Genomic DNA, 26,556 nt, shown 5'->3' with positions numbered 1-26,556 from the left:
GGTTCCTCATGCGTCTTGCATGGTTTTTCCTGGCGCTCGCCATCGCAACCGAAGTGGCGGGCCTGACGGCGATGAAGGCCGCATCGGCCAGTGGCTCCTACGTCGGCCACGTGGTGATGTACGTCTCCATCGCGCTTTCCTACGTCTTCCTGGCGAAGGCCGTGAAGACCATCTCCGTCGGTGTCGCCTATGCCATCTGGGAGGGATCAGGTGTCGCGATCATCACGCTCGTTTCGGTGTTCGTATTCGGCCACGTTCTGACCGGCCGGGAAATGCTTGGCCTTTCGATGGCGGTCGCCGGCATCCTGCTCGTCAACGCCGGCGAACACCGAGAAGAGGAAGTACCGGCCACCGAAGGAGCCCTCGATGAGCGCGCCTAGCATCTACTTCATCTTTGCCGTCATCGCGGGCATTCTCGACATCGCCGCCAATCTGGCCTCGACTAAATCCGATGGCTTTGCGCGCCGAGGCTGGGGAGCACTTTCCATCGTTCTCGTGCTTGCCGCCTTTGCCTTCCTTGCGGAAGCCGTCAAGGGCATGGAGCTTGCGATTGCCTATGCCGTTCTCGGCGCAACCGGGATTTTCGGCACAGCCATTTGCGGTCGCCTGCTTTTCGGCCAGAAGCTCAAGCCGATCGGCTGGGTCGGCCTCGCGCTCATCTTCGGCGCAGTGCTGGTGCTTCACACGGCCTGATGCGGCTGATTCTCGGTACTGGCGTGTTTCGTTGTCGCCACCGCCGGCGCCGAACCTTGGCGAGTCAACCGGTCGACCAGCGCGAAGTATGCACTGTAGGGCAGCCATCGTGACAGTCTTGCCACGGCGTTCGCGCGTTTCGACACGTTGATTTCGAAATGTGTCGACTTCAAGCCTGCAACGATATGCTCGGCGGCCTCGTCAGCGCTGGCCAAGTCGGAGGCTGCAAGCCAAGGACGGGTCGATCCGCTCGCCTCGACAAGCCCCAGGCTGATGACTTGCAGGCGAATACCGATCCGGTCCAGGTCCAACTTCAGGCTCTCCGCCATGTTGATGAGAGCCGCCTTCGTCGCACCATAGGCGGCGTTGCCCGGCAGGCCGCCGTAACCGGCCGCTCCCGACATGATGGCGATTTGGCCATGCCCCCTCGCCTTCATGTGGGCCACGGCCGGCAACAGACAGTTGACGACACCGTTGACGTTGACCGCGAAGCTACGCTCGAATGCCTCACGATGCAGGTCGTCACCTCGCACGGGCAGCGTCACATCCGCAGTAAATACAGCCAGCGACAGATCGCCGTGGTCGTATTCGATCGATGCGAGCACACGCTCCATGTCCTGCGGGTCGGTGACATCGCCGTCGAGAACGATGATGCGACCGTCAGGAGCAGCCTCCTGTTGCAAGGCAACCAGTTTGGCGTGATTTCTTGACGTGACGACCACCGAATAGCCGCCGCGAACCAGACGCAGAGCCAGCGCCCGGCCTATTCCCGAACTCGCGCCCGTTACCCAGGCCAACCCATGCTCGGAATTCATCTTGTGCATACTCATTGCCCATACCTCGGCACGCACCCACCCGGTGCACGCTCAACTCAAGGGGCCGAGAAACCTGACACCCCGGCCCAGACCAACCCCCTCCGATATCCGGCGCGCACCCAGAGCTGCCTCAACCCTAAGCTTTCCCCTTGAAGACGTTTTTTGTTCGGGACAGGGCAGCGGTGAAACGCTATTTCTTGCCTGGGAAGCAGGCTGAGCCGAAAACACGCCAATATTTCGGCGATCCGGCGTCGTTCTCAATGTTCGCCGGCCACTCGGCGTTTTTCTTCGGTAACGCGGCCCGCTTCGGCGGCCGTTCTCAAGCACGAGGTTCTGCAAATGGCCATTCTTCCGTCCGTCCTTGAAGCAATCGGCAACACGCCCCTGATCCGGCTGAAGACCGTTTCCGACGCGACCGGCTGCACCATCCTCGGCAAGGCGGAGTTTCTCAACCCGGGACAGTCGGTGAAGGATCGCGCTGCACTCTGGATCATCCGTGAGGCGGAGAAGGCAGGGCAATTGAAGCCGGGCGGCGTCATCGTCGAAGGCACAGCTGGCAATACCGGCATCGGCCTGGCGCTCGTCGCCCAGGCGCTTGGCTACCGGACCGTCATCGTCATTCCGGAAACCCAGAGCCAGGAGAAGAAGGATGCCCTGCGCCTTCTTGGTGCCGAACTCGTCGAAGTGCCGGCAGTGCCCTACAAGAACCCGAACAATTACGTGAAGATCTCCGGGCGCCTCGCCGCCGAGCTCGCCAAGACCGAGCCGAACGGCGCGATCTGGGCCAACCAGTTCGACAATGTCGCCAACCGTGACGCGCACATCACGACGACTGCACCCGAAATCTGGCGGGATACGGACGGCAAGGTCGACGGCTTCATCTGCGCGGTCGGTTCCGGCGGCACGCTTGCCGGCGTGGCGCAGGGGCTGCGGGCGAAAAACCCCGCCATCAAGATCGGCCTTGCCGATCCGGATGGTGCCGCGCTCTACAATTACTACGCACATGGCGAGTTGAAGGCGAGCGGAAGCTCCATCACCGAAGGTATCGGCCAGGGCCGCATTACCGCCAATCTCGAAGGCTTTACGCCCGATTTCTCCTATCAGATCCCCGATTCCGAAGCCGTGCCTCTGGTCTTCGACCTCATTGAACGCGAGGGCATCTGCGTCGGGGGATCGACCGGCATCAACATTGCCGGTGCCGTCCGGCTCGCCAAGGAGCTCGGTCCGGGACATACGATCGTGACGATCCTTTGCGACTATGGTAACCGCTATCAATCGAAACTCTTCAACCCGGACTTCCTGGCCTCGAAGGGCCTGCCTGTCCCGGCCTGGTTGAAGGGATCTTCAAGCATCACCGTTCCATACGAATCAGTCGGATAAGATTTGCGATGACCAAGACCGTGACTGCCCTCTTCCGCGAAGATTTCTATCTCTCGACTTGCGAAGCAAGTGTCACCGGAATTCTGGAGGATGGCGGGATCGAGCTTGATCAGACCTGCTTTTACGCCACATCGGGTGGGCAGCCGGGCGATAGCGGTTTTCTGGAGCGCAGCGACGGCAGCCGCATCGACATTGCGGTCGCCCGCCATGGCGCCACCAAGGACGTCATCATCCACATGCCGGCGGAAGGGCAGCCGGCGCCTGTTGTCGGCGAAAAGCTCGTCCTGCATATCGACTGGCCACGCCGTTACCGGCTGATGCGCATGCACACGGCCTGCCATCTGCTTTCCGTCGTCTGCCCCTTCCCGATCACCGGCGCTGCGGTCGGCGAAGATGAGAGCCGCGTCGATTTCGACATGAGCGAAACAATCGACAAGGACGAGGTGACGGCGGCGCTGAAGAAGCTCATAGACGAGAACCATCCGGTCTATCTGCAGTGGATCACCGACGAGGAGCTTGCTTCCAACCCCGGTATCGTCAAATCGAAGAACGTGCGCCCGCCCATCGGCCTCGGCCGCGTCAGTCTTGTCTGCATCGGCGCAAATTCGGCGGTCGACAGCCAGCCCTGCGGCGGAACGCATGTGTCCGAAACCCAGGAAGTTGGCACAATCCACATCGCCAAGATCGAGAAGAAGGGCAAGGAAAACCGCCGCTTTCGCATCCGATTCGGCACACCAGACGACCGCCAGGCAATCTGAACAGGAGATACGACCATGACCAACACCAAAAGCGCCTTCGTCGTTTCTCCGGACTGGCTGCAACAGCGCCTCGAGGCCCCCTCCGTCCGCATCCTTGATGCCGCCTGGTATCTGCCGGCGCAGAACAGAAACCCGAAAGCGGAATACGACGCGGGCCATATCCCCGGTGCCGTATTCTTCGACCAGGATGCGATCGCCGATCATACAAGCGGCCTGCCCCACACGCTGCCGACGCCGGAAGCCTTCGCCAAGGCGGTCGGTGCCCTTGGTGTCAGCGAGACCGATACGATCGTCGTCTATGACGGCCCCGGCATCATGACCGCGCCGCGCGTGTGGTGGATGCTGCGCATCATGGGTGCAAAGGACGTCTACGTGCTCGATGGTGGCATGGACGGCTGGAAGAAGGACGGGCGCCCGGTCACGACAGAAGTTCCCTCGCCTAGACCCGTTACGTTCAACGTCACCTTCACCCCTTCGGCAGTCACCTCATTCGAACGCATGCAGGACATCGTCAAGTCCGGCACGATCCAGATTGCCGATGCGAGAGGCGCCGGACGCTTCCTTGGCGTCGAGGCCGAGCCGCGCGCGGGAATGCGCTCGGGGCACATGCCGGGCGCCCGCAGCCTGCCGTCCACCACGTTTTCCGAGAACGGCAAGTTCAAGGATCTCGACACACTGCGCAAGACATTTGCCGACGCGGGCGTCGACCTTTCCAGGCCCGTGGTGACGACCTGCGGTTCGGGTGTCACCGCGGCGATCATCACGCTGGCGTTACAATCCCTTGGTCATACCGACAACACCCTCTACGACGGCTCCTGGTCGGAATGGGGCGGACGTGCGGATACAACAGTAGTGACCGGCAGCGAGTGATATCATGCGCCCTCCCAAGCTCGCTTCATTGACCGCCCATGTCACCGAACTGGAGATGTCCGCACCGCCCAAGCAGAGCTTGCCGATGCCGGTCAACATCCAGACGGCGATCCTTCGCGTGTCGGACATCCCGCTCAATTACTATCGGTTCCTCTACCTGCGCGTCGGCAAACGCTGGCACTGGGCCGACCGCATCCGCATGAGCGACGACAAGCTGGCGGCACTGCTTGCCGACAAACGCACGAGTGTCACCGTGCTCTATGTCAACGGCGCGCCTGCCGGCTTCTTCGAGCTTCACCAGGCCGAGGACGACGTCGTCGAGCTTACCCATTTCGGGCTGATGGAGCACGCACTTGGTCTTGGCCTCGGCAAATGGTTTCTGCTGCAGACGCTGTTTGCCGCCTGGACCTTGAATCCGAGCAAAGTGACGGTGACGACGAACAATCTCGATCACCCGCGCGCGCTCCAGCTCTATCAGCAATTCGGCTTCTCGCCTGTCGCGACCCGCGAAGCGACCATTGAGCCACTGACGGATGAAGAGTTGCTGGCCTTCGCCAAGAACCTTTGAAGTCCACCCAACCGCAAGTTTCGGGTGTCGCCGCCGCCTCGGTCGGAGCACTCTGTGCATCGAATGATCCCAATCGATCTGGAGATGCACCATGTCCCTGCGCTATATTTCAATGCCAACCGATCAGGCCGAAAGCCTGAGACAAGGCGGAACGGATGCCTATGGCAACCTGCCGGAACGGCAGATATCCGATGGCGATGGTGTTCCTTGTCGGCATTGCCTTCGCAACGTGGAGGCGGGTGACGCCTATCTGATCTTTGCGCTGCGGCCTTTCACTTCGTTGCAACCCTACGCGGAGACCGGTCCGGTTTTCATGCACGCCGACGCATGCCTCGCCTATCACGACCGGGCACAACCGCCTATCCTGACAACGAGCAAGGACTATCTGCTGCGCGGCTATGGCAGCAACGAGCGTATCATCTATGGCACTGGCGGAGTGGTTCCTACTGAGCAGCTCGAATCCCGCGCCCACGCGCTGCTCGCCATGCCTGAGGTCGCGAGCGTACACGTGCGATCGGCGAGGAACAATTGTTATCAGTGCAGGATCGAAAGCGCCTGAAGCGTCGGTCCGACCGAAGCCGGACCGACGCCGTGAAGGCTATCAGGCGACGTTGAGCACCGCTTCCGGCGCGTAGGCGTCGTAGCCGAGCGCCTCGGCAACGGGCGCGTTGGTCACCCGCCCGCGGTGGATGTTGAGGCCCGCACGCAGGTGGCGATCTTCTGCAATGGCCTTCAGGCCGCGATCTGCCAATTGCAGGCCGTAATACAGCGTTGCATTGTTGAGCGCATGCGCCGATGTGACCGGGACAGCGCCGGGCATGTTGGCCACGCAGTAGTGCACGATCCCTTCGACCTCGTAGGTCGGATCGGAATGGGTGGTTGCGTGCGATGTCTCGAAGCAGCCGCCCTGGTCGATCGCGACATCGACGATGACCGCGCCCTTCTTCATGCCGGTGAGCATTTCACGCGTCACGAGTTTCGGTGCGGCAGCACCCGGAATGAGGACGGCACCGATGACCAGATCGGCGGAAAACACTTCGTCCTCAAGTGCATCGATCGTGGAAAAACGCGTATGAACGCGACCGCCAAAGATATCGTCGAGCTGCCGCAGGCGCGGGATGGAGCGATCGAGAATGCTGACATCGGCACCAAGCCCTGCCGCCATTCTGGCTGCGTGCAGGCCAACGACGCCGCCGCCGATGATCGCGACCTTGGCGGGAAGCACGCCGGGCACGCCGCCCAGCAGAATGCCGCGGCCGCCGTTGGCTTTTTGTAGCGATGTTGCACCGGCCTGAATGGCGAGGCGCCCGGCGACTTCCGACATCGGCGCCAGAAGCGGCAAACCACCGCGCTCGTCCGTGACGGTTTCATAGGCGATCGCGGTGACGCCGGAATTGATCAGACCCTTGGTCTGTTCCGGATCCGGAGCGAGGTGCAGATAGGTGTAAAGAATTTGGCCGTCGCGCAGCTGCGCCCATTCGGATGGCTGCGGCTCCTTGACCTTGACGATCATGTCCGATTTTTCGAACACGTCCTTTGCCGTCGCGACGATCTTCGCGCCAGCGGCGCGGTAGGTATCGTCATCCGCGCCGATCCCCGCTCCTGCCTTGGTTTCAACGATAACCTCGTGGCCGTGAGCGACATATTCACGTACCGACCCGGGGGTCAGGCCGACTCGGTATTCATGGTTTTTGATTTCCTTCGGGCAACCGACACGCATCGAGCGTTCCTCTCCTGTTGTGGGCAATTTCGCCTCATTGACGCCCACTCAGCAAAACACGCAGCGGAACGAATGTCCTTGCAAAGATGCCTCCGCGAAGGCATCAATTTCGAAGAAGATTGCGTTTGCTCGCGGGATAGTGATGGAAAACGCGAATGAGTGAACTTGATGCCATCGATCATGCGATTCTGCGCATTCTTCAGCAGAACGGCCGGATTTCGAACGCCGATCTCGCCGCAAAGGTCGGGTTGTCGCCATCGGCATGCTCGCGCCGGGTCGATATCCTGGAAAAATCCGGCACCATCAGCGGCTATCATGCCCGCCTCGCTCACAAGGCGCTCGACTACCAGATCATGGTCATCGTGCACATTTCGCTATCAGGACAATTTGCCAAGACGCTGACCGAATTCGAGGCGGCGGTGAAACTCTGTCCCAATGTGCTCGTCTGTTACCTGATGTCGGGCGAATACGACTATATTCTCCGGGTCGCGGCCAAGGATCTACAGGACTACGAGCGCATCCATCGGGACTGGCTCTCCGCCCTGCCCCACGTGGTCAAGATCAATTCCAGCTTCTCCCTGCGGGAAATCATCGACCGGCCGAATGTCGGCATATAGCCCACGAAGATTGTGCTAGCGGCCGACGACACAATCGCGGCCACGTCCCTTCGCCGCATAGAGCCGGAGATCGGCCTCGGACAAAAGGTGTGCGATTGCTGCGCCATCGTCAGGAGTGGAGGACAAGCCGATGCTGGCGGTTACAGGCGCATTGTCGGGGGTGAACACACCGGCGGATACGGCCAGCCGGATAGTCTCGGCATGCTTCAACGCGTCGGCATGCGACAATCCCGGACACAAGACGACGAACTCCTCGCCGCCGTAGCGAAACAACCGGTCGCCCTCGCGCAGGTTCGCCTTCATCACCTCCACCAGCTTCTGCAGGATGCGGTCGCCTTCCTGGTGGCCGAAGCGGTCGTTGACGCCTTTGAAGTGATCGACGTCGATGATCAACAGGCTGACCGGAGCCTTTGAGGCCACAGCGGCGCGCAGCATCTGCGGTCCTTCGATATCGAAACGGCTGCGATCGAGACATCCGGTCAGCGTGTCCTGGCCAGACCGGGAGAGCAGGTCTTCGTAGCGTTCGCGGAAGGTCAGATCGTTGAAGATGTCGCCGAGCGGCCGGTCCGACATTGCCAGGAAAGGATGGCGCGACACATTGAGGTAAACGCCGATCACGACGGCGTAGAACGTCGCGGCCAGCATCTTGGCGATCCATCCGCCCCAAAGCACTTCAGTGGGCGCATCGTTCAGCCAGTGCAGGGCAGCAAAGAACGCCAGTTGATCGAAACTGAGGATCACAAGGCCGCAGATCAGGAAGCGGACAGTTACGAAGCGGCGCAACCATTTGCCGAGACGCTCGTAGAGCAGGATAATCAGCAGGGTGTCGAGGTACAGGATCAGCGTCCCCCACACCATCAGCACGCCCATTTCGTCGATGAAGCCGATGTCGGCCGAGCGGCCGGAGACGATCGAAACCGTTTCGTGCTGGCGCAGCAGAAGGCTGAGCGCAACCGTGAGGAAGTTGCCGGCAAGCAGGCCGTAGATCGGCTGCCGGACGGTCGCCGCATCCTCCTTCACATACAGCAGCAGGATGATCATGAGCTTTCCGGAGAAAAGCACGACCGATCCCGGCGAGACAATCCCGAAGGGCAACTGCACGTAAAACACCGCTGCCAGATAGGTCTCGATGAAATGCATCACACCCAGTGCAGCGACGAAGACTCCGAGACCCAGCCGGGCACGAAGCTGCAACAGCCAGATCATCGCCGTGACGTAGACCAGTGCTTCGCCGACGAAAAGAATGAGATTGGCGTTGGGCATGCTCGTGAGGAAAATTTCCGGTTTCGCCACGCGAACCGTTAGGCGGAAAGCTTAAAGAAAACTTTACCTTGGCGGCCGGCGGCGCGGAATTGACATGCGAGAATCAACTGCTTTGCGAAGTGTTGCCTTTGCGGCATAGTCGCGACCAACCCACCGTGGTTCGCCTTCAAATGACGAAACCGCGGATTGCAATCAACCGAACTGCAATGACATCCAATCAATGGAGGGCAAGCATGCAATCGACGACATCCCCGTTCCACCTCTCGCGCCGCTCGCTTCTGTCGGGCGTCGTGGCCTCCTCGGCCCTCGTGATGCTTCACCCCTTCTCGGCGCGCGCAGCGGCCAACCAGGCGCACCTGCGCATAATGGAAACGACGGACCTCCACGTTCACGTCTTCCCCTACGACTACTACGGCGATAAGCCGAACGACACGCTGGGGCTTGCACGCACGGCTTCCATCGTTGACGCCATCCGGGCCGAAGCAACCAACTCCATCCTCGTCGATAACGGTGACTTCCTGCAGGGAAATCCGATGGGCGACTATATCGCCTATCAGCGCGGCATGAAGGATGGAGACATTCACCCTGTTATCGCGGCGATGAACGTGCTCGGCTATGACTGCGGCACGCTCGGCAACCACGAATTCAATTATGGCCTCGACTTCATGTTCAAGGTGCTGAACGGCGCCAACTTCCCGCTCGTGTGCGCCAACCTGACGAAGGGCGCACTCGCAGCCGATGCCCGCCAGGATGAACTGTTCCTCAAACCCTATGTCATTCTCGACCGCAAGGTGAAGGACGGCGCAGGCACTGAACATGCGATCCGGGTCGGGCTCATCGGTTTCGTGCCGCCGCAGATCATGAGCTGGGATACCAAGCACCTCGAGGGCAAGGCCAATGCCCGCGATATCGTCAAGGCAGCACAAGCCTGGGTTCCGCAGATGCGCGAGGAAGGTGCCGATATCGTCATCGCGCTTTCCCACTCCGGCATCGGCCAGCAGGACTACGCTGAGAATCTCGAAAACGCCTCCGTACCGCTCGCTGCGGTCGCGGGCATCGACGCGATCGTGACTGGCCATAGCCATCTCGACTTCCCCGGTCCGAAGTTCGACAAGATTGCCGGCGTCGACAATGCCAAGGGATTGATCTCGGGCAAGCCCGGCGTCATGGGCGGATTCTGGGGCTCGCATCTCGGGCTGATCGATCTGCTCATCGAGCGCGAAGGCGGCGCCTGGCGCGTCGTCAGTTCCACCAGTGAAGCGCGCCCGATCTATCGGCGCGAAGACAAGAAAGTGATCGCCGAGGTCGCCGACAAGCCTGAAGTTCTGGCGGCGGCGCAAAAGGAGCACGAGGCAACACTTGCCTATGTCCGCACCCCCGTCGGCAAAAGTTCAGTGCCGCTCTATTCCTACTTCGCTCTGGTCGCTGACGACCCGTCGGTCCAGGTCGTCAGTCAGGCGCAGACCTGGTACATCAAGGACATGCTGAAGGACACGGAGCATAAGGACCTGCCCGTGCTTTCGGCGGCAGCGCCGTTCAAGGCCGGTGGCCGCGGCGGTGCCGACTACTACACCGACGTTCCGGCGGGCGACATTGCCATCAAGAACGTGGCCGACCTCTATCTTTATCCCAACACGGTCCAGGCCGTCGTCATCACCGGCGAGCAGGTGCGCAACTGGCTGGAAATGTCCGCAGGCATCTTCAACCAGGTCAAGGCCGGGGCCTCCGATGTCGCCCTGATCAACGGCGACTTCCCATCCTATAACTTCGATGTCATCGACGGCGTCACCTATCAGATTGACCTTTCCGAGCCGCCGAAGTTCGACAAGGACGGTAATGCGATCAACCCGTCAGCCAAACGCATCAAAAACTTGAGCTTCAACGGGCAACCAATTGACCCAGCGCAGAAATTTGTCGTTGCGACAAACAATTACCGTGCGGGTGGCGGCGGCCATTTCCCCGACATCGCAACCGACAAGGTGGTCTTCGTGGCCCCGGACACCAACCGCGACGTCGTGGTGCGCTACATCATCGACCAGGGAACCATCAATCCGGCGGCAGATGCCAACTGGACCTTCGTCCCGCTCGCCAATACCAGCGTCACCTTCGACAGTGGCCCGAAGGCACGGCAGTTTCTGTCGGAGGTCAAGGGCGTGACGATCGAGGATGCCGGCGAAGCCGCCGACGGGTTTGCCCGTTTCCGCATCAAGCTCTGAACCATCGTGCCCCCGCAAGACGGGGGCACATTCTCACCAGCGCGAAATCGGCGTTTCGCTGTTGGCGGAACGCGTCAACAGGCGAGCCGGAGCGGCGAACGGCCATCCGGCGCCAATGAGCCGTCACGCTCACGATCAACATGATCTATCAGCGACAACAGACTGTATTGTCTTCAATTCTCAGGAAGAAAGGCCAACGGGCGACAGCTTGGAATCAGACCTGTCGCGAAGAGGCGTCGTCGGCGAAAAGCGACGGTCCGGTCTGGTCGATGATCTGGCGCCCCTTGCGGAACGTCGCGTCAATCGCATCCTGCTCGGAGGTGAACAGGTCAGCGCGGATGAAGCTGCGTACGCGCACGCCGTCTTCGCCGACAGTCTTCTCGATGCTGCCTGCCAGGCGGAACTGCGAGCCTTCGCGCATCGGCGTCGCACGGATCGTGCACTCCGCATAGGCTTCGGTTTTTCCCGACGCGCCTTGAGCTTCGTTTTCGGTAGAGCCGGAACGGCCGAACAGTTTTGAGAAAAATGATGCCATGAGCAAGACTTAGACGCGACGGCGAAAGCTGTCAAAGCCAAAGTGTCGAGTTGGCACTCCGGCTTTGCCTTCCAGCTCGGCAACCGTCAGATGATCAGGTTGGACAGGATCTCGTTCTCGGTGATGTCCTGATAACGCAGGCCGGCGGCGTCGAACCGCGACTTCAGGATCGGGAAATTCTCCGCATGCCTGGTCTCGATGCCGATGAGGATCGAACCGAAGTTGCGGGCCGACTTCTTCAGATACTCGAAGCGAGAGATATCGTCCTCGTCGCCGAGCAGGTTGAGGAAGTCGCGCAAGGCGCCCGGACGCTGCGCCATGCGCAGGATGAAATACTTCTTGAGGCCTGCGTGCCGCATAGCCCGCTCCTTGACGTCGGGCAGCCGCTCGAAGTCGAAATTTCCACCGGACACGACCGCTACCACCGTCTTGCCTTCAAGCTTGTCGCGCCCGATTGCCTCCAGCGCCGTGATCGACAGCGCGCCTGCGGGCTCGAGCACGACGCCTTCGACATTCAACATGTCGATGATCGTCATGCAGATTGCGTTTTCCGGCAGAAGCATGACCTGGTCGGCTGAGAAGCGCCGCAACGCTGCGAAATTCAGATCGCCGATCCGCCCGACCGCCGCGCCATCGACAAAGTTATCGACCTGGTCGAGCGTGACGAGACTGCCGGTTTCAAGACTCTGCCTGAGGCTCGGTGCACCGGACGGTTCGCAGAAGACGAAATGGTCGGCGGCGACCTCATCCTTCAGATAGCCGGTGACACCGGCCGACAGACCGCCGCCGCCCACGGGAAGCACGACAAGATCCGGCCTGACGCCTTCGGGCAGTTGTTCAGCAATTTCAGCGGCAACGGTTGCCTGTCCCTCGATGATGTCGAGGTGATCGAACGGCGGCACCATGACGCCGTCGATCGTTTCGACATGGTCGCGGGCTGCCTTGTAGCATTGGTCGAAAATGTCGCCGACGAGACGGATCGTGATGAACTCGCCGCCGAACATGCGGGTCTTGTCGATCTTCTGCTGCGGCGTGGTCACCGGCATGAACACGACACCGGGAACACCGAAGTGCCTGCAGACGAAGGCAAAGCCCTGGGCGTGGTTGCCGGCCGAGGCACAAACGAAGGTCTTGCCTGCGGCACCGGCGCCAAGAACCTTGCGGAAGAAATTGAAAGCGCCCCTGATCTTGTAGGAACGAACCGGCGAAAGGTCCTCGCGTTTAAGGTAGATATTGGCGCCGTAGCGGCCGCTCAGATGTTCGTTCAATTGCAGCGGCGTGGCCGGGAAAATATCGCGCATCGCCGCGGTCGCGTTGTCAACATCCTGCTTCGTCACGTGAGGTCATCCATTGAGTTTGCCGATGGCAGCCGCTATTGCACATTGCAGCGCCTGAGGCCATCGCTTTGACACGAATCGCCCGGCGGTGGACAATGTTGCCGCCTCGCGCCTCGCCAGATCACGATGTTTCATTCCAGGAAATCGAACGCTTGAACGCAACCCTGATCCGGCACGCCGTGCATATCGCGGCGATACTCGGCCTGTACCTTTCGCTGGCGATGCTCGTGCCCGCGATGGTCGATCTCTATTTTGGCCATCCGGACTGGCAGATCTTTGCCGTCTCCGCCTTCATGGTAGGCGGCCTGTCGGCAGCGACGTTCATGGCAACGCGGATGGGACCGCCGCCATTCTCGAAGAAGTTCGGGTTCGTGCTGGTCAATCTTCTCTGGGCGGTGTTTTCGGTCGTCGGCGCCATCCCGCTGTGGCTGTCTTCGCTGAAGCTCGACTTCGCGCAGGCTCTGTTCGAGTCCGTCTCCGCCATCACCACCACCGGATCGACCGTCATCGTCGGGCTCGACGATGCGCCGCCCGGGTTGCTCGTCTGGCGCTCGCTGCTGTGCTGGCTCGGCGGCATCGGCATCGTCGTGCTTGGCCTGTTCATCATCCCCTATCTCCGGGTGGGTGGCATGTCGTTCTTCAAGATGGAATCCTCCGATACCAGCGACAAACCGTTCGCGCGGCTTGCAAGCTTCAGCCGCGCCTTCCTCCTGATCTATGTCTCGATCACCGTGCTCTGCACGGTCGCTTACAACATGGCGGGCATGAACCGGTTCGATGCCATCAATCACGCGATGTCGACAGTAGCGACGGGCGGGTTTTCCACCCATGACGCGTCCTTCGCCTATTTCGGCAGCATCCCGCTCCTGTGGACCGCGACGTTCTTCATGGCGCTCTGCAGCCTGCCTTTCTCGATCCTGATCGTGCTCGTCGTGCGAGGCCGCCTCGACGCACTGCGCGATCCGCAGATCATCGTCTTTCTCGGATACCTCTCGGCTTTCTCGATCGCAGTGGCGATCTACCATCGCCTCGCCAATGGCGTCGAATTTCACCTGGCGCTTGCCCATTCCTTCTTCAACATCACCTCGATCCTGTCGACCAGCGGCTTTGCAAGCGAGGACTATAGTCTGTGGGGACCGTTCGTCGTGATGGTGGCCTTCATCGCCACCTTCATGGGCGGCTGCTCGGGATCGACCGCAGGCGGAATCAAGGCCTATCGCTTCGTCGTGCTTTTCAACGCTATTCGCTCCGGCCTCAACAAGCTCATCTATCCCAATGCGATCTATGCAGTGCGCTACGGCAACAACACTGTCGATGCCGACACGCAGCGCGCTATCTTCCTGTTCTTCACCACCTATATCCTGCTGTGGGTGCTGGGCAGTCTCGGCATGGGTGCACTCGGCTACGATTTCATCACTGCGACCTCGGCGGTAATCACCTGCCTTTCCAATGTCGGCCCTGGCCTTGGCAGCCTGATCGGCCCGGCCGGCAATTTTTCGACGCTCCAGGATCCCGAGCTTTACCTTCTTTCGCTCATGATGCTGCTTGGTCGTCTGGAAGTGCTGACAGTGCTCGTTATTCTGACGCCAATCTTCTGGAAACATTGACCATCGCCGCGCCGGCCCTATCGTCTTGACTCGATGCGGCAAATGCCGACAGTCGGATCAACCGGACAAAGGGGGGCGTCATGGCGATATATCGGTCACTGCTGGCGGTGCTGACCGCCGCAAGCATGCTCAGCATAAGCATCGAGGCAATGGCCGGACCGCTCGTCGAGGCTGCCACCAAGGCCGAACAACTGGCAACCTCCGGCGACCCGGCCAAGGCGCGAGAGCTGCTGCGACAGGCGGTCGGCGACTTTTCGCAGACCCTGCCCTTTTCGATCGGCAAAGCCGTCTTCATCAGCAAGGAACCTGCCGGCTACGCGATGTATGAGCCCAAGGACGGCACTGTCTTCAAGACAGGGGAAGCCATCGTTTCCTATGTCGAGCCAGTCGGACTGACCTGGAAGCAAGCGGCTGTGACGGACAAGCTGGAAACACGCTTCACCGTCGATTTCGATATCCTCAATCCCGCCGGAAAAGTCCTCGCCGGCCAGAAGGCATTCGGCGATTTCACCTTCACCGGCTACCTCAAGAACCAGGAAATCTATTCGACCCTGACAATCGACGTTTCCGGAGCGCCGGCAGGCGACTACGTGCTGCGCTTCCACTTCAACGATATCAACAGCGGCAAGACGGCGACGATCGATCAGCCGTTCAAGATCGCCGGACCGTGAGACAATGCCCGACATAATTACGACAATCGGCTTCGATGCCGACGACACGCTTTGGCAAAACGAACAGTTCTTTCGCCTGACCGAGGCGCGCTTCACTGACTTGCTCAGGGAGCACGCCGACACGGAAAACCTGCCCGCAAGGCTTCTGGCCGCGGAAAAGCGCAACCTCGGCCTCTACGGTTTCGGCATCAAGGGGTTCGTGTTGTCGATGATCGAGACGGCCGTCGAGGTCACGGACGGCCGGGTCCCGTCATCGGTGATTGCAGAGATTCTCGCCGCAGGGCGCGAAATGCTTGTCCACCCGGTCGAGCCGTTGCCCCATGTCAAAGAAACACTGGAGGCTCTTCATGGCACATTCCGGCTGGTGATGATTACCAAGGGTGACCTTTTCGATCAGGAGCGCAAGCTCGCCGCCTCAGGGCTTGGCGACTATTTCAACGGGGTCGAGATCGTCAGCGACAAAACCGTCGCCACCTATGATCGCATTTTCACGCATCACGGCGACGGCCCATCAAAAAGCCTGATGGTCGGCAACTCGCTGAAATCGGATATTGTGCCCGCACTCGACGCCGGCAGCTGGGGAATCTACGTACCGCATGCCCTCACCTGGGCGTTCGAACATCACGACAAGCCGGACAGCCATCCGCGTTTTCGTGAGATTGTCGATCTCGGTGGACTGCCGGATGTGCTGCAGACGCTGGACAAATAGCGCGCCACAGCCGAAGTGAGCGCGACCAATTGAACTGGTGGCAGCCCGGTACCAGCCGACGCGTCAACGCAACCATCAATTGTTGACCGGAAGAGCGATTGGTCTTTTGCAAACCGGAGAAATGTGCGGAAGTCCTGAGGAAACCTTGATGGAGGACCAGCATGGCGCAGCTCATGGGAGCCAGCATAGTGATGACATTCACCAGCATCTTGATCGGGTGGATGATCAAGAAACGCTCGGACATGAGCATCTTTGCTTCTCGCCTTATCGGTTTGACAGTCATGATGTTCGTTGCGCCAGCGATCTATTTTCTGACGTCAGACACTCCATACTTTCAGGCATTTTTCACCTACGGCCTTGGCGCGTTGATCGCGGGCACAATCTTCTATTTCTCGCGATCGAAGCGTCAGCCATCGTAGGGGACCAAAAAGGGCCGCACCGATGTCCGGGTAGCGTTCGCCGATGCGGTTGCTTGACGGAAATTACGGCGCGGATGGCTCGACTTCGGCGCAACATAAGTATCGATCGCATTGCTCGCGGAATCGCCCGGATCTGTGCTAAGGGCCGCCACCAGCTGAAATTGAGGTAACCGACATGGCCGAAAATTGGGACAAGCCCGTAACCCTGGCCCTGGAGGGGCCGGGCAAATTTACGACCATCTCGAATACGACCGAAGCATCCTGGGCAATGATCGAGGACTGGCCGATCGAAGACAGTGCGCTCCTGACGCGCGCGCTTGATACATGCGCGGCGGTGATCGAGGGCAAGCAATCGGCCGAAACCGCCCGTCAAGCCTTCATTGATGCCGCGCGTGAGGCAGGGATTGCCATAGAGGAGTAATCCTTCGTCTGCCGGCACCGACAAGCGACTGCATGCTTTACGTGTCGTAAGACGCACGGCGCTGTCGGGCACCGTGGCACCGGCGGCAGCGGCCAGTGTTGTGTTGAGATGAACGATACAGGTCGCCGAACGCCGAGTTGGAACAACGAGCCTCCACCGGAGTTGCTAGACAGAGCAACGAACCGGAAAAACAAGAATGCGGATCATCCTGCTGGTCATAGTCGCCTCCGTCATGAGCATACTTGCCTTCAAGTACGCAGATGGCGCCTTGGGGAATTCAGCAATCGTTTCAACGCCCGAGGAGCTTACGGACGGCTAGTGGGGCTTTCCAGTATCACCGAACCAACGGACCGCTCCCCGCGATCATAGCCAGACTTTTCGCACTCCTTTAAAGGCAAATACGACGAGTGCTCCGCATGGTCTGTTCGCCACGGGTTTTCGAGATGTCGTTCCATATTCAGCCGCCAGTGCGCCGAATCTTAATCGACATCGAAGCTGAAAATTGGTCGCGCCCACTCTAAAGCGACACCTAAAACATGGCGAACGGGGGGCGAACATCCGCAGTACGAACCCGGTCTATTCTGGCCCTGCTCACCCATTTGAGGGAAGAACAATTGGTGAAAGCGGCGACGCTGCGGCATCTGCGGACGTTGTCGCGATCATTCTGGATCTCAACGGGGAAACGTCTCTGCCCGCCAAGATTCTTCCTTCCGGATTTCGTGTTCAGGACGCGACAACGACCCGATCACCGATGAAAAATGACAACGGTGCCGCTATTTCATCGGCACGTCGGCGGCTATTTCCGCTTTTCGACAGCATTTCGACAGGCTTCATTCAGCTTCAATTAAGCCTAATTCCCGAATAATGGGGACAATCATAAATCGGGGAAATCTCTGGTGGCACTTCCTGGACCGGCTTTCATTCTCGCACTCGTTGCATTCATTGTCGTGGTGCCCCTTGCCGCCAAGAAGGCGGAACAGAGCCGGATATATAACCACAGCATCACCACCAACTTCTGATCTAGACCCTTCGAGCATGGAGCAGGCGATGGGAGACATCGCCTCAAGCTTTCGTAACCATTTCCGGATCTCGCCACGTCGACCCGGTTGAAGTACAGCATCTGCCGTATGTCTCTGAATCACTGGCCGTTCTACGCCAAGGTTCCCGCTTGCTCACCGTTGTGCGCCGGGTCCGAACCAAAGAGACTACCGAAGAAGATTGTCATTGCCGCCGTGCTATCGCTCGCATTTGCGAACGGCGCCTATACCGCCGTGCCTTCGGCACCGGTCGGAAAGCAGACCCTCGTTAAAGCAACGAACGAGGGTGAACTGGCCGCCGGCCGAATTCGCGACCATCGAACCAGCACTTCGGGCAACCAGAACAACGCCCCAAGCCCGCCAAGCAAAACGATCTTCTAGTAGACAGAAGGGCGGCGCGGGCCGCCCGTACGTCTTCCCGATCCCTTTCCAATGCACGCGTCTGCCGCCGTCGGCGAAGGCCCTGCCCCACCTCTTTGCGGGTGCGCGCCGTGACCAGGGCATATCAACGATCCACTGTGTCCGAAGCTGCCCCCCACACTGCCGGCAGCCCAACCCACATGAACCCGACACCGAAAATTCCGTTGTTCGGGCCTTCCAAAACCGAAGAGCGCAAGGTACTGAAAACACTCAGTGCGGGCGTGGCGAAACTGGTAGACGCAAGAGACTTAAAATCTCTCGGCTTCGGCTGTGCGGGTTCGATCCCCGCCGCCCGCACCAGATAATGCTCGTTGGAGACTGTCCGCGCGCGAACGCCCGTTCAACGAACGGGTCGCGCAACGTCGCTTGGGATCGATTTGCCGCTCAGTGGTAGTAGAAGCAGTCGCATTCGGCCATGTGGGTATCGTCGTGCCACACCCTGACCGCTAGTTTCGTGCAGGCTCCCTTATCCTCCAACCGCAGGCCCAGCAGCGAGACGGCTGCAGCCTTCGGATTGAGGGCATCGACTTCGATTGCTGATCCGACCTGTTGCACGCCGTTGCGGGCGGTCCAGGTGAAGATCTGAACGCTGTAATGCTGCATTGAAAATCCTCCGCTAATGCCGACGCAGTGGACGCAATACTCTCGCAGATGCTGATATGGAACGGACCGCTCAAATCGTCCGAAAAGTCTGTCAACCGTCTTCGACGGTTGCCTCAGGTCGATCACCGCCGTCGGTGTGTTCGAAGTGCCAGTTCCCTTTTTCGTCCTGGAAGCTGATATCCTCGTCGTCGCCGCCGACCTGTTGTTCGGCTGCGGCGGCCTTGGCGGCCGCCAGCGCCATTTCTCGGCTGGGAAAGGGTTCCGAAAAAGCGTCGGCTGCCTTGTAGGCCCAACCGCCGTCATGGGGAACGATGGAGTACGTAATGCGCGCCATGCTTCTCTCCCTGCACTCCGAAAGGCAATTCCGCCTTCCGCGGACCGTTGCCGCACGGCCCAATATTCCTCCTCGTCAATGGCATTCTCATGCCGAACGCGGCGGATATTAACACAGGTACAGGCCAGTAGGCCACTTTCGCGAATCAGAATGTGACAGGCCGTCCCGAAACGAGAAAGCGGCCCTTTGCGAGAGCCGCTTTCCTGTCGATCTTTCAAGACTTTTCCGTGGCTTAGGCCGACAGCTTCGCTGCGATCTTGGCGACGTGCGCGCCCTGATAGCGAGCGGCGTCGAGTTCGATCGCCGAAGGTTGGCGCGCACCGTCACCGCCAGTGATGGTCGAAGCGCCGTAGGGCGAGCCACCCTTGATCTCCTCAAGACCCATCTGACCCTGGAAGGCATAGGGAAGGCCGACGACGACCATGCCGTGGTGCATCAAGGTTGGGATAAAGCCGAGAATGGTTGATTCCTGGCCGCCGTGCTGTGTCGCCGATGAGGTGAACACCGAGCCCACCTTGCCGACCAGCTTGCCCTGAGCCCAAAGCGCGCCTGTCTGGTCGATGAAGTTGCGCATCTGCGAGGCGACCGTGCCGTAGCGCGTGCCAGCGCCAAAGATGATGGCGTCGTAATTCTCCAGTTCGTTGACCGTAGCGATCGGCGCAGCCTGATCCACCTTGTAGTACGATGCCTTGGCAACGTCTTCCGGCACCAGTTCGGGAACGCGCTTGACGACGACGTCAGCACCGGCTGACTTGGCGCCTTCCGCCACTGCATAGGCCATCGTCTCGATGTGCCCGTATGCCGAATAATAGAGAACGAGAACGTTGGCCATAAATGCTCCTTTGGATTCAGGCAATTCCGCTTGATTACCGTCACGTGCAGGATTTATCAAAATGCGTCCGGTTGCCAGAAGCCACACGGTCAACAGAGCGTTCTCAATTCTCGAACAATCACGAGATGCTACTGAACAATCGCCTCACATAAGCAGGATCGCCAATGAGCAGCCCCAAGATCGTTACTGCCGCCATGGTCGCCATCGGCGACGAACTGTTGTCCGGCAGAACCAAGGACAAGAACATCGGCCATCTCGCCGACATGATGACGATGGTCGGCATCGACCTTCGGGAGGTGCGTATCGTGCCTGACGAGGAGGCGTCGATCGTCGAAGCCGTCAACGCGCTGCGCACGCGCTACGACTACATCTTCACCTCAGGCGGGATCGGCCCGACCCATGACGACATAACGGCCGACGCCGTGTCGAAAGCCTTTGCTGTCGATTGCATCTATGATGAGCGAGCCATGGCGTTGCTCGCCGCGATGTACGAACGCCGCGGCATGGAATTTTCGGACGCGCGCAAGCGGATGGCGCGCATGCCTCAGGGATCACGGTTGATCCCAAATCCGGTCTCCACCGCACCGGGCTTTGCCATCGGCAATGTGCATGTGATGGCTGGCGTGCCGCAGGTGTTTCAGGCGATGCTCGATGCGATCATGCCGGATTTGCAGGCCGGCACGCCGCTGCTCTCGCAATCGGTACGCTCTCCCTATGGCGAAGGCGATATCGGCACGCCGCTCACCGAAGTGCAGAAGAACCACCCGGAAACCAGCATCGGATCCTACCCCAAATTCGACGGCAAGGTTTTCTCGACCGATATCGTCGTCAGGGCGCGCGATCCGCAGGCTCTGTCGGCCGCAGCCGCGGATGTGCAGGCAATGATCGATGCGATTACCGCTTTGCGCGTTCAAACCTGACAGCAGAGGCTACGGAGGGCATGGCAAGGGATGCGAAGCTCTTGCGCATCGGCCGCTATTGCCGCTATTGCATGTCGGCAAATCAGGATGAAGCGTCTGCGCCTGCCCGATCTGCCGGATGCTTCGCCTTTACCTCGTCCAGACAAGCCGGAGCCCATCAATGTCCCTGCCCGATAAAGCCTTCCCCGTTTCCTGGGATCAGTTCCACCGCGACGCGCGTGCGCTTGCCTGGCGGCTGGCAGATCAGGGGCAGGAATGGCGCGCCATGGTGTGCATTACCCGCGGCGGCCTCGTGCCGGCGGCAATCATCTGCCGCGAGCTCAACATCCGCATGATCGAGACGGTCTGCATCGCCTCCTACCACGATTATGACACGCAGGGTCAGATGAAGGTGCTGAAAGGCATCGCGCCTGAGATCGCCAAGGATGGCGGCGAAGGCGTACTGATCATCGACGACCTGACCGATACCGGCAAGACGGCGGCCGAAGTTCGTGCCATGCTGCCGAAGGCGCATTTTGCCGCCGTCTACGCCAAGCCCAAGGGCCGGCCCATGGTCGACACATTCGTCACCGAAGTGAGCCAGGATACCTGGATCTACTTCCCGTGGGATCTGGGCTTTACCTATCAGGAGCCGATCGCCAAGGGCACGCGCGGCTGATCCGATCGGGTCATGTACGCCTTCGTCACGCGCCAGCGTGTCGAAGGCGTTTTGTTTTCACGCTCGAATGACGAAGTGGGCTTCAGCCAAGCGGCGGCATGGATGCCACCAACGTTTCGGCGGTCAACCCAGGGCCGGCCTGCGCTCCGGCGGCCCCATGGCGCCAGACACCGGCGGCAGCAGCCTCGAACGCTGGCATGCCTTGCGCCAAGTGCGCGCCGATAATGCCTGCAAGCACGTCTCCGGATCCGGCTGTCGCCAGTGACGGCGGAGCGTTGGCATTGACGGCAACCTTCCCGTCCGGACTGGCGATCACCGTATCGGCACCCTTGTAGACGATCGTCGCGCGGCTGATCTGTGCCGCGGCTTTCGCCTTCTCGATCTTCGACTGGTTTTTGTCTCGGGCAATCTCGGGAAACAGCCTGGCGAACTCGCCCTCATGCGGCGTCATCACCGCCCTGCCCGTTGCCGCCGCCAGTCGGGGGAACAATTGCGACTGGTGTTCCTGAAAAGACGTAATGCCATCGGCATCGAGAACCAGCGCGCGATCGCAGAGCGCTAGCGCAAAGGCGCGCGCGCGCTCACCAACTCCAAATCCCGGACCAAGCACAAACGCCCCGAGCCTGGTGTCTTCCAGCCAGCGCGCGAGCTCCGGCGGATCGTCTATCGCTTTCAGCATGACCGCGGTCAGTTGCCCGGCATTGACGTCGAGCGCCGCCGTCGGTGATGCCACCGTCACCAGACCGGCCCCGGCAGCGAGACCGGCGGCCGCCGCCAGTCGCGCGGCACCCGTCGCCTGCGCCCCGCCCGAGAAGACGACGAGATGACCGCGACGGAATTTATGGCTCGATGCATCGAGCCTTGCCGCATGGTCGGACCAGAGAGCCGGTGTGTTGACGCGCAATGCGTTCCCCCCCGCGAGCACGATCCGGGCCGGAATACCGATGTCGAAGACCTCGAGAGCGCCGCACAGCGAACGGCCGGGAAGCAGCAGATGGCCCGGCTTCCTCGCCATGAAGGTGACCGTATGGTTCGCAGCGAATGCCGCGCCGCGGATCTGCCCTGTCCGCCCGTCAACGCCGGTCGGCAGGTCGACGGCAATGATGGGCAAGTTCCGCCCGTTGATCCGATTGATCGCTTCCACCACCGGTCCCGGTAGATCGCGCGAAAGGCCTGCGCCGAAGAGTGCATCGACGACGACATCTGCGGGCTGCGGCAAGTAGGAAGCAAGTGGATCTGTGGTGCCATTCCACAGTTGCCGTGCACGGCCGGCGTCGCCGGAAAGTGCGGCTGGATCACCGAAGGCAAAAACAGCAACGTTCGCACCGCTCTCGACAAGCGCCAAGGCCGCGACATAGCCGTCACCACCATTGTTGCCGGGTCCGCACAGAACGACATAGCGTTGTGCCTGCGGAAAGCGCCCGAGCGCAGCCGCAGCGACAGCCAACCCAGCGCTGCGCATCAACAGGAAGCTGTCGATCCCCGATCGCGCAGCTGCCAGGTCTATTGCGGCCATTTCGGCCGGGGTAATCAACAGATCACGAAGAGAAGAGTGCATGGTCCAGACTTACCCCCGTCCATCAGCCCGCGGCAAGTGGTGTCCACGGATTACGGATTGCTCACCAATGATGCATTTGCACATATTTGTTGCTCAAATAACGTGCTTTCCCGGTGCAGATGCCACGACCCTCGACCCAAACCGAACAAGCTGGGCAGAAACCTTACAAAAAATAGGCAGATCGACCGAAGCCAAAGGCATGGAATGCAGTCACCATCGCTCAATCCCAAGAAATTTTGCTCTTCGGCAATCATTTTGCAGAAAAACTGGCATGCAACGTGCATATTGATGGGTGAGCGGGCATGATCCTGCTTTAAAGGGAGAAGCGGAGAGACATTTTCTCATGAAAAAGATCGAAGCGATCATAAAGCCCTTCAAGCTCGACGAAGTGAAGGAAGCCCTTCAGGAAGTCGGTCTGCAGGGCATTACCGTCACGGAAGCAAAGGGCTTCGGTCGACAGAAGGGTCACACGGAGCTGTATCGCGGCGCTGAATACGTCGTGGACTTCCTGCCCAAGGTAAAGGTCGAAGTGGTGCTGGCGGACGAAAACGCGGAGGCCGTCATCGAGGCGATCCGCAATGCTGCCCAAACCGGCCGGATTGGCGACGGAAAGATTTTCGTTTCCAACGTGGAGGAAGTCATCCGAATTCGTACCGGCGAAACGGGCCTCGACGCCATCTGATCCTCAAGGGCCGCCCGGCCCTTTCACCTTAAAACCTCGTCATCTCACACAGGGAATTACGGAAAATGACGACTGCAAGCGATATTCTGAAGCAAATCAAGGACAACGACGTCAAGTTCGTCGACCTGCGCTTTACCGACCCCAAGGGCAAGCTGCAGCACGTAACGATGGATGTCGTCTGTGTCGACGAAGACATGTTCGCCGATGGCGTCATGTTCGACGGCTCCTCGATTGGCGGCTGGAAGGCCATCAACGAGTCCGACATGGTGCTGATGCCCGACCCGGAAACAGCGCATATGGACCCGTTCTTCGCGCAGTCGACGATGGTCATCATCTGCGACATTCTCGATCCGGTCTCGGGCGAAGCCTACAACCGCGACCCGCGCGGCACGGCGAAAAAGGCCGAAGCCTACCTCAAGGCATCGGGTATCGGCGACACCGTCTTCGTCGGCCCGGAAGCCGAATTCTTCGTCTTCGACGACGTCAAGTACAAGGCTGATCCTTATAACACCGGTTTCAAGCTCGACTCCTCGGAACTGCCGTCTAACGACGACACCGACTATGAGACCGGCAACCTCGGCCACCGTCCGCGCGTCAAGGGCGGTTACTTCCCGGTTCCGCCGATCGATAGCTGCCAGGACATGCGCTCCGAGATGCTGACGGTCCTGTCCGAAATGGGCGTCACGGTCGAAAAGCATCACCATGAAGTCGCCGCTGCCCAGCACGAACTCGGCGTCAAGTTCGACGCTCTGGTTCGCAACGCCGACAAGATGCAGATCTACAAGTACGTCGTGCACCAGGTCGCGAACGCCTATGGCAAGACCGCAACCTTCATGCCGAAGCCGATCTTCGGCGACAACGGTTCGGGCATGCACGTGCACCTGTCGATCTGGAAGGACGGCAAGCCGACCTTCGCCGGCGACGAATATGCGGGCCTGTCGGAATCGTGCCTCTACTTCATCGGCGGCATCATCAAGCATGCCAAGTCGCTGAACGCGTTTACCAACCCGTCGACGAACTCCTACAAGCGCCTCGTCCCCGGCTATGAAGCGCCGGTTCTGCTCGCCTACTCCGCGCGCAACCGCTCGGCCTCGTGCCGCATTCCGTTCGGCACCAACCCGAAGGCCAAGCGCGTCGAAGTCCGCTTCCCGGATCCGACCGCAAACCCCTACCTCGCCTTCGCAGCGATGCTGATGGCCGGCCTCGACGGCATCAAGAACAAGCTGCATCCGGGCAAGGCCATGGACAAGGACCTCTATGACCTGCCGCCGAAGGAACTGAAGAAGATCCCGACCGTCTGCGGCTCGCTGCGCGAAGCGCTCGAAAGCCTCGACAAGGATCGCAAGTACCTGACCGCCGGCGGCGTGTTCGACGACGATCAGATCGATTCCTTCATCGAGCTGAAGATGCAGGAAGTCATGCGTTACGAAATGACCCCGCACCCGGTCGAGTACGACATGTACTACTCGGTCTAAGACCGATGGGCCGGGCGGCGGATGCCGCACCGGTCCGCAAGCGACGCGGCAAGCCGGCGGGGTTCAAGGGACCCTCGCCGGCTTGTTTTTTTCAACCACGCTGCAGCGGGAAACAGGAAGGCCAGGAAGGCGTACACGAAGCCGTGCATGACACCCTATTGATGTTTTGGGTTTGGCAACCCAGATAATCCCTTGAAAGGATGTGTTGCGTCATGAAACAGAGAAACGCGAAATTCGAGATCGGACAGGTGGTTCGCCATCGGGTTTTCCCGTTCCGCGGCGTCGTCTTCGACGTCGACCCGGAATACGCAAACACCGAGGAGTGGTGGAATGCCATTCCGCAGGAGATCCGCCCAAGCAAGGATCAACCCTTCTACCACCTGTTCGCCGAGAACGACGACAGCGAGTATGTCGCCTACGTGTCCGAGCAGAACCTGGTTTCCGACGAGAGCGATCGGCCGATCCGCCACGCTCAGGTCGACGCCCTGTTCGAAAAGGACGATATCGGGCACTACAAGCCCAAGGTCACGTTCCGCCACTAAGGGCCGTGCGTTCGGATAAACGCACTGGGGATACTCTGGAAACCGCGCCGTCGGCACTCGCTCAAATGAAAAACGCCCGGACATCGTCCGGGCGTTTCTTTTATTCTCGAAAGAGCCGAAGCGCTTAGTTCTGCTTGGCGGCCTTCTGGGCCTCTTCAAGCTTCTTGCGCGCGTCTTCAGCCTTCTTCTGCATTTCTTCCTGCAGCAGGCGCTGACGCTCTTCAAGCTGCGATTGCTCGATCGGCTCGCCGTCGAAAATACCGGTAAAGCCTTCAAGACCCATCTTGATCGGGTTCGGTGCGCGCTGGAAGTTGACGGAGGTGAAGACCACCTCATTGCCCTTCTTCAGGCTTGCGATCAGCTGGTCAGACAGCGGAGCTTCAGCCACGCACTTGTCCGGCATGCAGATAGCGTAGTCGAGCTTCACCGGCTTGCCGCCGTCGATCTGCATCTGGACGCCGGTCGGGATCAGTCGCGCGGACGGCACGGAAACCTGCAGAACCTTGCGGTTGACCTTGCCCGATACGGTGATGAGGCCAACTGCGGTCAGGAGCTGACCGTTGTTTGCCGTCAAGAGGTTCTGAACGATGCAGACATCGTTGTCTTCCTGCTTGGTGCAGACCTTGAACCAACCCTGCGGAGGCTTGCCACCAGCCTGCTGGGCAGATGCGACGCCCGGGACGCCCGCAGCTGCTACCGAGAGCGCCAGCGTTGCCAGACCCGCACGTTTGGTGAAGTTCGACTTGAAGAACATTGTGATTCCGTCTCCTGAAATCCGGTAACGGAACAATTCGTTCCGCAGGTGAGTATCGTCAGCCGCCGTTGTCCTGTTGGCCAAATAAGGCAAATGCATGACCCCGTTTCCGGAAACACCTGTTACATTGGCTCGTGCGGTT

30 protein-coding genes and 1 tRNA gene are annotated in these 26,556 nt (G+C 60.0%); 21 read left to right on the top strand and 10 right to left on the bottom strand.

What is annotated here, in order from left to right; genetic code table 11:
• Positions 1-8: 8 nt before the first annotated feature.
• Complete coding sequence (locus LPJGGPFB_RS11110) at positions 9-380, top strand: SMR family transporter (protein ID WP_173419960.1); 372 nt, start codon at positions 9-11, stop codon at positions 378-380.
• On the top strand, positions 367-693 hold the full coding sequence (locus LPJGGPFB_RS11105) for an SMR family transporter (RefSeq protein WP_173419959.1): 327 nt from the start codon (positions 367-369) through the stop codon (positions 691-693). Before LPJGGPFB_RS11110 ends, LPJGGPFB_RS11105 begins: the two co-directional genes overlap by 14 nt.
• Here LPJGGPFB_RS11105 and LPJGGPFB_RS11100 read toward each other — a convergent pair.
• Entirely contained in the window at positions 681-1,523 is an 843-nt protein-coding gene (locus tag LPJGGPFB_RS11100; protein WP_173421014.1) for an SDR family NAD(P)-dependent oxidoreductase, read from the bottom strand. The genes LPJGGPFB_RS11105 and LPJGGPFB_RS11100 overlap by 13 nt on opposite strands.
• 324 nt (positions 1,524-1,847) lie before the next feature.
• Here LPJGGPFB_RS11100 and LPJGGPFB_RS11095 point away from each other — a divergent pair, with 324 nt between their 5' ends.
• The 5 genes from LPJGGPFB_RS11095 to LPJGGPFB_RS11075 all read left to right on the top strand — a co-directional run bounded on the left by LPJGGPFB_RS11095 (position 1,848) and on the right by LPJGGPFB_RS11075 (position 5,643).
• A complete protein-coding gene (locus LPJGGPFB_RS11095; RefSeq protein ID WP_173419958.1) occupies positions 1,848-2,888 on the top strand; it encodes a cysteine synthase A in 1,041 nt (346 codons plus the stop codon).
• Between the two features lie 8 nt (positions 2,889-2,896).
• A complete protein-coding gene (locus LPJGGPFB_RS11090; protein ID WP_173419957.1) occupies positions 2,897-3,646 on the top strand; it encodes an alanyl-tRNA editing protein in 750 nt (249 codons plus the stop codon).
• A 15-nt stretch (positions 3,647-3,661) separates the two neighbouring features.
• Positions 3,662-4,516 (top strand): 3-mercaptopyruvate sulfurtransferase, encoded by an 855-nt coding sequence (gene sseA / locus LPJGGPFB_RS11085; protein WP_173419956.1) that lies wholly within the window; start codon positions 3,662-3,664, stop codon positions 4,514-4,516.
• Positions 4,517-4,520: 4 nt separating this feature from the next.
• On the top strand, positions 4,521-5,084 hold the full coding sequence (locus LPJGGPFB_RS11080) for a GNAT family N-acetyltransferase (RefSeq protein WP_173419955.1): 564 nt from the start codon (positions 4,521-4,523) through the stop codon (positions 5,082-5,084).
• Positions 5,085-5,175: 91 nt separating this feature from the next.
• On the top strand, positions 5,176-5,643 hold the full coding sequence (locus LPJGGPFB_RS11075) for a DUF1203 domain-containing protein (RefSeq protein ID WP_173419954.1): 468 nt from the start codon (positions 5,176-5,178) through the stop codon (positions 5,641-5,643).
• Between the two features lie 42 nt (positions 5,644-5,685).
• Here the strand turns inward: LPJGGPFB_RS11075 and ald are convergent, their stop codons facing one another.
• On the bottom strand, positions 5,686-6,804 hold the full coding sequence (gene ald, locus LPJGGPFB_RS11070; RefSeq protein ID WP_173421013.1) for an alanine dehydrogenase: 1,119 nt from the start codon (positions 6,802-6,804) through the stop codon (positions 5,686-5,688).
• Between the two features lie 155 nt (positions 6,805-6,959).
• On the opposite strand from ald, the gene LPJGGPFB_RS11065 reads away from it, so the two are divergent.
• Positions 6,960-7,421 (top strand): Lrp/AsnC family transcriptional regulator, encoded by a 462-nt coding sequence (locus LPJGGPFB_RS11065; protein WP_173419953.1) that lies wholly within the window; start codon positions 6,960-6,962, stop codon positions 7,419-7,421.
• 15 nt (positions 7,422-7,436) lie between these two features.
• Here LPJGGPFB_RS11065 and LPJGGPFB_RS11060 read toward each other — a convergent pair whose 3' ends face one another.
• Complete coding sequence (locus LPJGGPFB_RS11060) at positions 7,437-8,684, bottom strand: GGDEF domain-containing protein (protein WP_173419952.1); 1,248 nt, start codon at positions 8,682-8,684, stop codon at positions 7,437-7,439.
• A 233-nt stretch (positions 8,685-8,917) separates the two neighbouring features.
• Between LPJGGPFB_RS11060 and LPJGGPFB_RS11055 the strand changes: the two genes are divergently transcribed.
• On the top strand, positions 8,918-10,900 hold the full coding sequence (locus tag LPJGGPFB_RS11055; protein ID WP_173419951.1) for a bifunctional 2',3'-cyclic-nucleotide 2'-phosphodiesterase/3'-nucleotidase: 1,983 nt from the start codon (positions 8,918-8,920) through the stop codon (positions 10,898-10,900).
• Between the two features lie 214 nt (positions 10,901-11,114).
• Here the strand turns inward: LPJGGPFB_RS11055 and LPJGGPFB_RS11050 are convergent, their stop codons facing one another.
• Positions 11,115-11,435, bottom strand: coding sequence for an HlyU family transcriptional regulator (locus LPJGGPFB_RS11050; RefSeq protein WP_173419950.1), 321 nt, complete (start codon positions 11,433-11,435; stop codon positions 11,115-11,117).
• Between the two features lie 86 nt (positions 11,436-11,521).
• Positions 11,522-12,772, bottom strand: a complete 1,251-nt coding sequence (gene ilvA / locus LPJGGPFB_RS11045) for a threonine ammonia-lyase (RefSeq protein ID WP_173419949.1) — start codon at positions 12,770-12,772, stop codon at positions 11,522-11,524.
• A 152-nt stretch (positions 12,773-12,924) separates the two neighbouring features.
• Here ilvA and LPJGGPFB_RS11040 point away from each other — a divergent pair, with 152 nt between their 5' ends.
• The 7 genes from LPJGGPFB_RS11040 to LPJGGPFB_RS11015 all read left to right on the top strand — a co-directional run bounded on the left by LPJGGPFB_RS11040 (position 12,925) and on the right by LPJGGPFB_RS11015 (position 18,356).
• Positions 12,925-14,379 (top strand): TrkH family potassium uptake protein, encoded by a 1,455-nt coding sequence (locus LPJGGPFB_RS11040; RefSeq protein ID WP_173419948.1) that lies wholly within the window; start codon positions 12,925-12,927, stop codon positions 14,377-14,379.
• Between the two features lie 80 nt (positions 14,380-14,459).
• Positions 14,460-15,050 carry a hypothetical protein gene (locus tag LPJGGPFB_RS11035; protein WP_173419947.1) on the top strand — a complete coding sequence of 197 codons (591 nt, stop codon included), beginning with the start codon at positions 14,460-14,462 and terminating at the stop codon, positions 15,048-15,050.
• A gap of 4 nt (positions 15,051-15,054) precedes the next feature.
• Entirely contained in the window at positions 15,055-15,759 is a 705-nt protein-coding gene (locus LPJGGPFB_RS11030; RefSeq protein ID WP_173419946.1) for an HAD family hydrolase, read from the top strand.
• 161 nt (positions 15,760-15,920) lie between these two features.
• Complete coding sequence (locus LPJGGPFB_RS11025; protein WP_173419945.1) at positions 15,921-16,178, top strand: hypothetical protein; 258 nt, start codon at positions 15,921-15,923, stop codon at positions 16,176-16,178.
• A gap of 175 nt (positions 16,179-16,353) precedes the next feature.
• The gene (locus LPJGGPFB_RS11020; RefSeq protein WP_173419944.1) at positions 16,354-16,599 is read left to right on the top strand and encodes a DUF982 domain-containing protein; all 246 of its coding nucleotides are present in this window, start codon (positions 16,354-16,356) and stop codon (positions 16,597-16,599) included.
• Between the two features lie 896 nt (positions 16,600-17,495).
• A complete protein-coding gene (locus LPJGGPFB_RS33435; protein WP_256372324.1) occupies positions 17,496-17,618 on the top strand; it encodes a hypothetical protein in 123 nt (40 codons plus the stop codon).
• 653 nt (positions 17,619-18,271) lie between these two features.
• Positions 18,272-18,356 (top strand) — tRNA-Leu (locus LPJGGPFB_RS11015).
• Between the two features lie 84 nt (positions 18,357-18,440).
• Here the strand turns inward: LPJGGPFB_RS11015 and LPJGGPFB_RS11010 are convergent.
• The 3 genes from LPJGGPFB_RS11010 to wrbA form a co-directional block, all read right to left on the bottom strand.
• Positions 18,441-18,659, bottom strand: coding sequence for a hypothetical protein (locus tag LPJGGPFB_RS11010; protein ID WP_077503508.1), 219 nt, complete (start codon positions 18,657-18,659; stop codon positions 18,441-18,443).
• A 91-nt stretch (positions 18,660-18,750) separates the two neighbouring features.
• Entirely contained in the window at positions 18,751-18,993 is a 243-nt protein-coding gene (locus tag LPJGGPFB_RS11005; RefSeq protein ID WP_053247390.1) for a DUF2188 domain-containing protein, read from the bottom strand.
• A gap of 232 nt (positions 18,994-19,225) precedes the next feature.
• The gene (wrbA, locus tag LPJGGPFB_RS11000) at positions 19,226-19,825 is read right to left on the bottom strand and encodes an NAD(P)H:quinone oxidoreductase type IV (RefSeq protein ID WP_173419943.1); all 600 of its coding nucleotides are present in this window, start codon (positions 19,823-19,825) and stop codon (positions 19,226-19,228) included.
• A 164-nt stretch (positions 19,826-19,989) separates the two neighbouring features.
• Here wrbA and LPJGGPFB_RS10995 point away from each other — a divergent pair, with 164 nt between their 5' ends.
• Both LPJGGPFB_RS10995 and gpt read left to right on the top strand, forming a co-directional pair.
• A complete protein-coding gene (locus tag LPJGGPFB_RS10995; RefSeq protein ID WP_173419942.1) occupies positions 19,990-20,745 on the top strand; it encodes a competence/damage-inducible protein A in 756 nt (251 codons plus the stop codon).
• A gap of 160 nt (positions 20,746-20,905) precedes the next feature.
• Positions 20,906-21,403 carry a xanthine phosphoribosyltransferase gene (gpt, locus tag LPJGGPFB_RS10990; RefSeq protein WP_025427018.1) on the top strand — a complete coding sequence of 166 codons (498 nt, stop codon included), beginning with the start codon at positions 20,906-20,908 and terminating at the stop codon, positions 21,401-21,403.
• Positions 21,404-21,485: 82 nt separating this feature from the next.
• Here gpt and LPJGGPFB_RS10985 read toward each other — a convergent pair whose 3' ends face one another.
• On the bottom strand, positions 21,486-22,961 hold the full coding sequence (locus LPJGGPFB_RS10985; protein ID WP_173419941.1) for an NAD(P)H-hydrate dehydratase: 1,476 nt from the start codon (positions 22,959-22,961) through the stop codon (positions 21,486-21,488).
• Positions 22,962-23,304: 343 nt separating this feature from the next.
• On the opposite strand from LPJGGPFB_RS10985, the gene LPJGGPFB_RS10980 reads away from it, so the two are divergent.
• The 3 genes from LPJGGPFB_RS10980 to hspQ all read left to right on the top strand — a co-directional run bounded on the left by LPJGGPFB_RS10980 (position 23,305) and on the right by hspQ (position 25,660).
• Positions 23,305-23,643 (top strand): P-II family nitrogen regulator, encoded by a 339-nt coding sequence (locus LPJGGPFB_RS10980; protein ID WP_003528058.1) that lies wholly within the window; start codon positions 23,305-23,307, stop codon positions 23,641-23,643.
• A 65-nt stretch (positions 23,644-23,708) separates the two neighbouring features.
• Positions 23,709-25,118, top strand: coding sequence for a type I glutamate--ammonia ligase (gene glnA / locus LPJGGPFB_RS10975; protein ID WP_025427015.1), 1,410 nt, complete (start codon positions 23,709-23,711; stop codon positions 25,116-25,118).
• 212 nt (positions 25,119-25,330) lie between these two features.
• Positions 25,331-25,660: a heat shock protein HspQ gene (hspQ, locus tag LPJGGPFB_RS10970; RefSeq protein ID WP_025427014.1), complete on the top strand. Its 330-nt coding sequence runs from the start codon at positions 25,331-25,333 to the stop codon at positions 25,658-25,660.
• Between the two features lie 124 nt (positions 25,661-25,784).
• Here hspQ and LPJGGPFB_RS10965 read toward each other — a convergent pair whose 3' ends face one another.
• Entirely contained in the window at positions 25,785-26,414 is a 630-nt protein-coding gene (locus LPJGGPFB_RS10965; RefSeq protein ID WP_173419940.1) for an invasion associated locus B family protein, read from the bottom strand.
• Positions 26,415-26,556 lie beyond the last annotated feature (142 nt).

Origin of the sequence: Ensifer adhaerens (assembly GCF_013283195.1) — a bacterium.
Taxonomy (GTDB): Bacteria; Pseudomonadota; Alphaproteobacteria; order Rhizobiales; family Rhizobiaceae; genus Ensifer; species Ensifer adhaerens_G.
The sequence above is the reverse complement of the archived record's forward strand: the minus strand, read 5'-3'. Positions and strand labels throughout refer to the sequence as shown.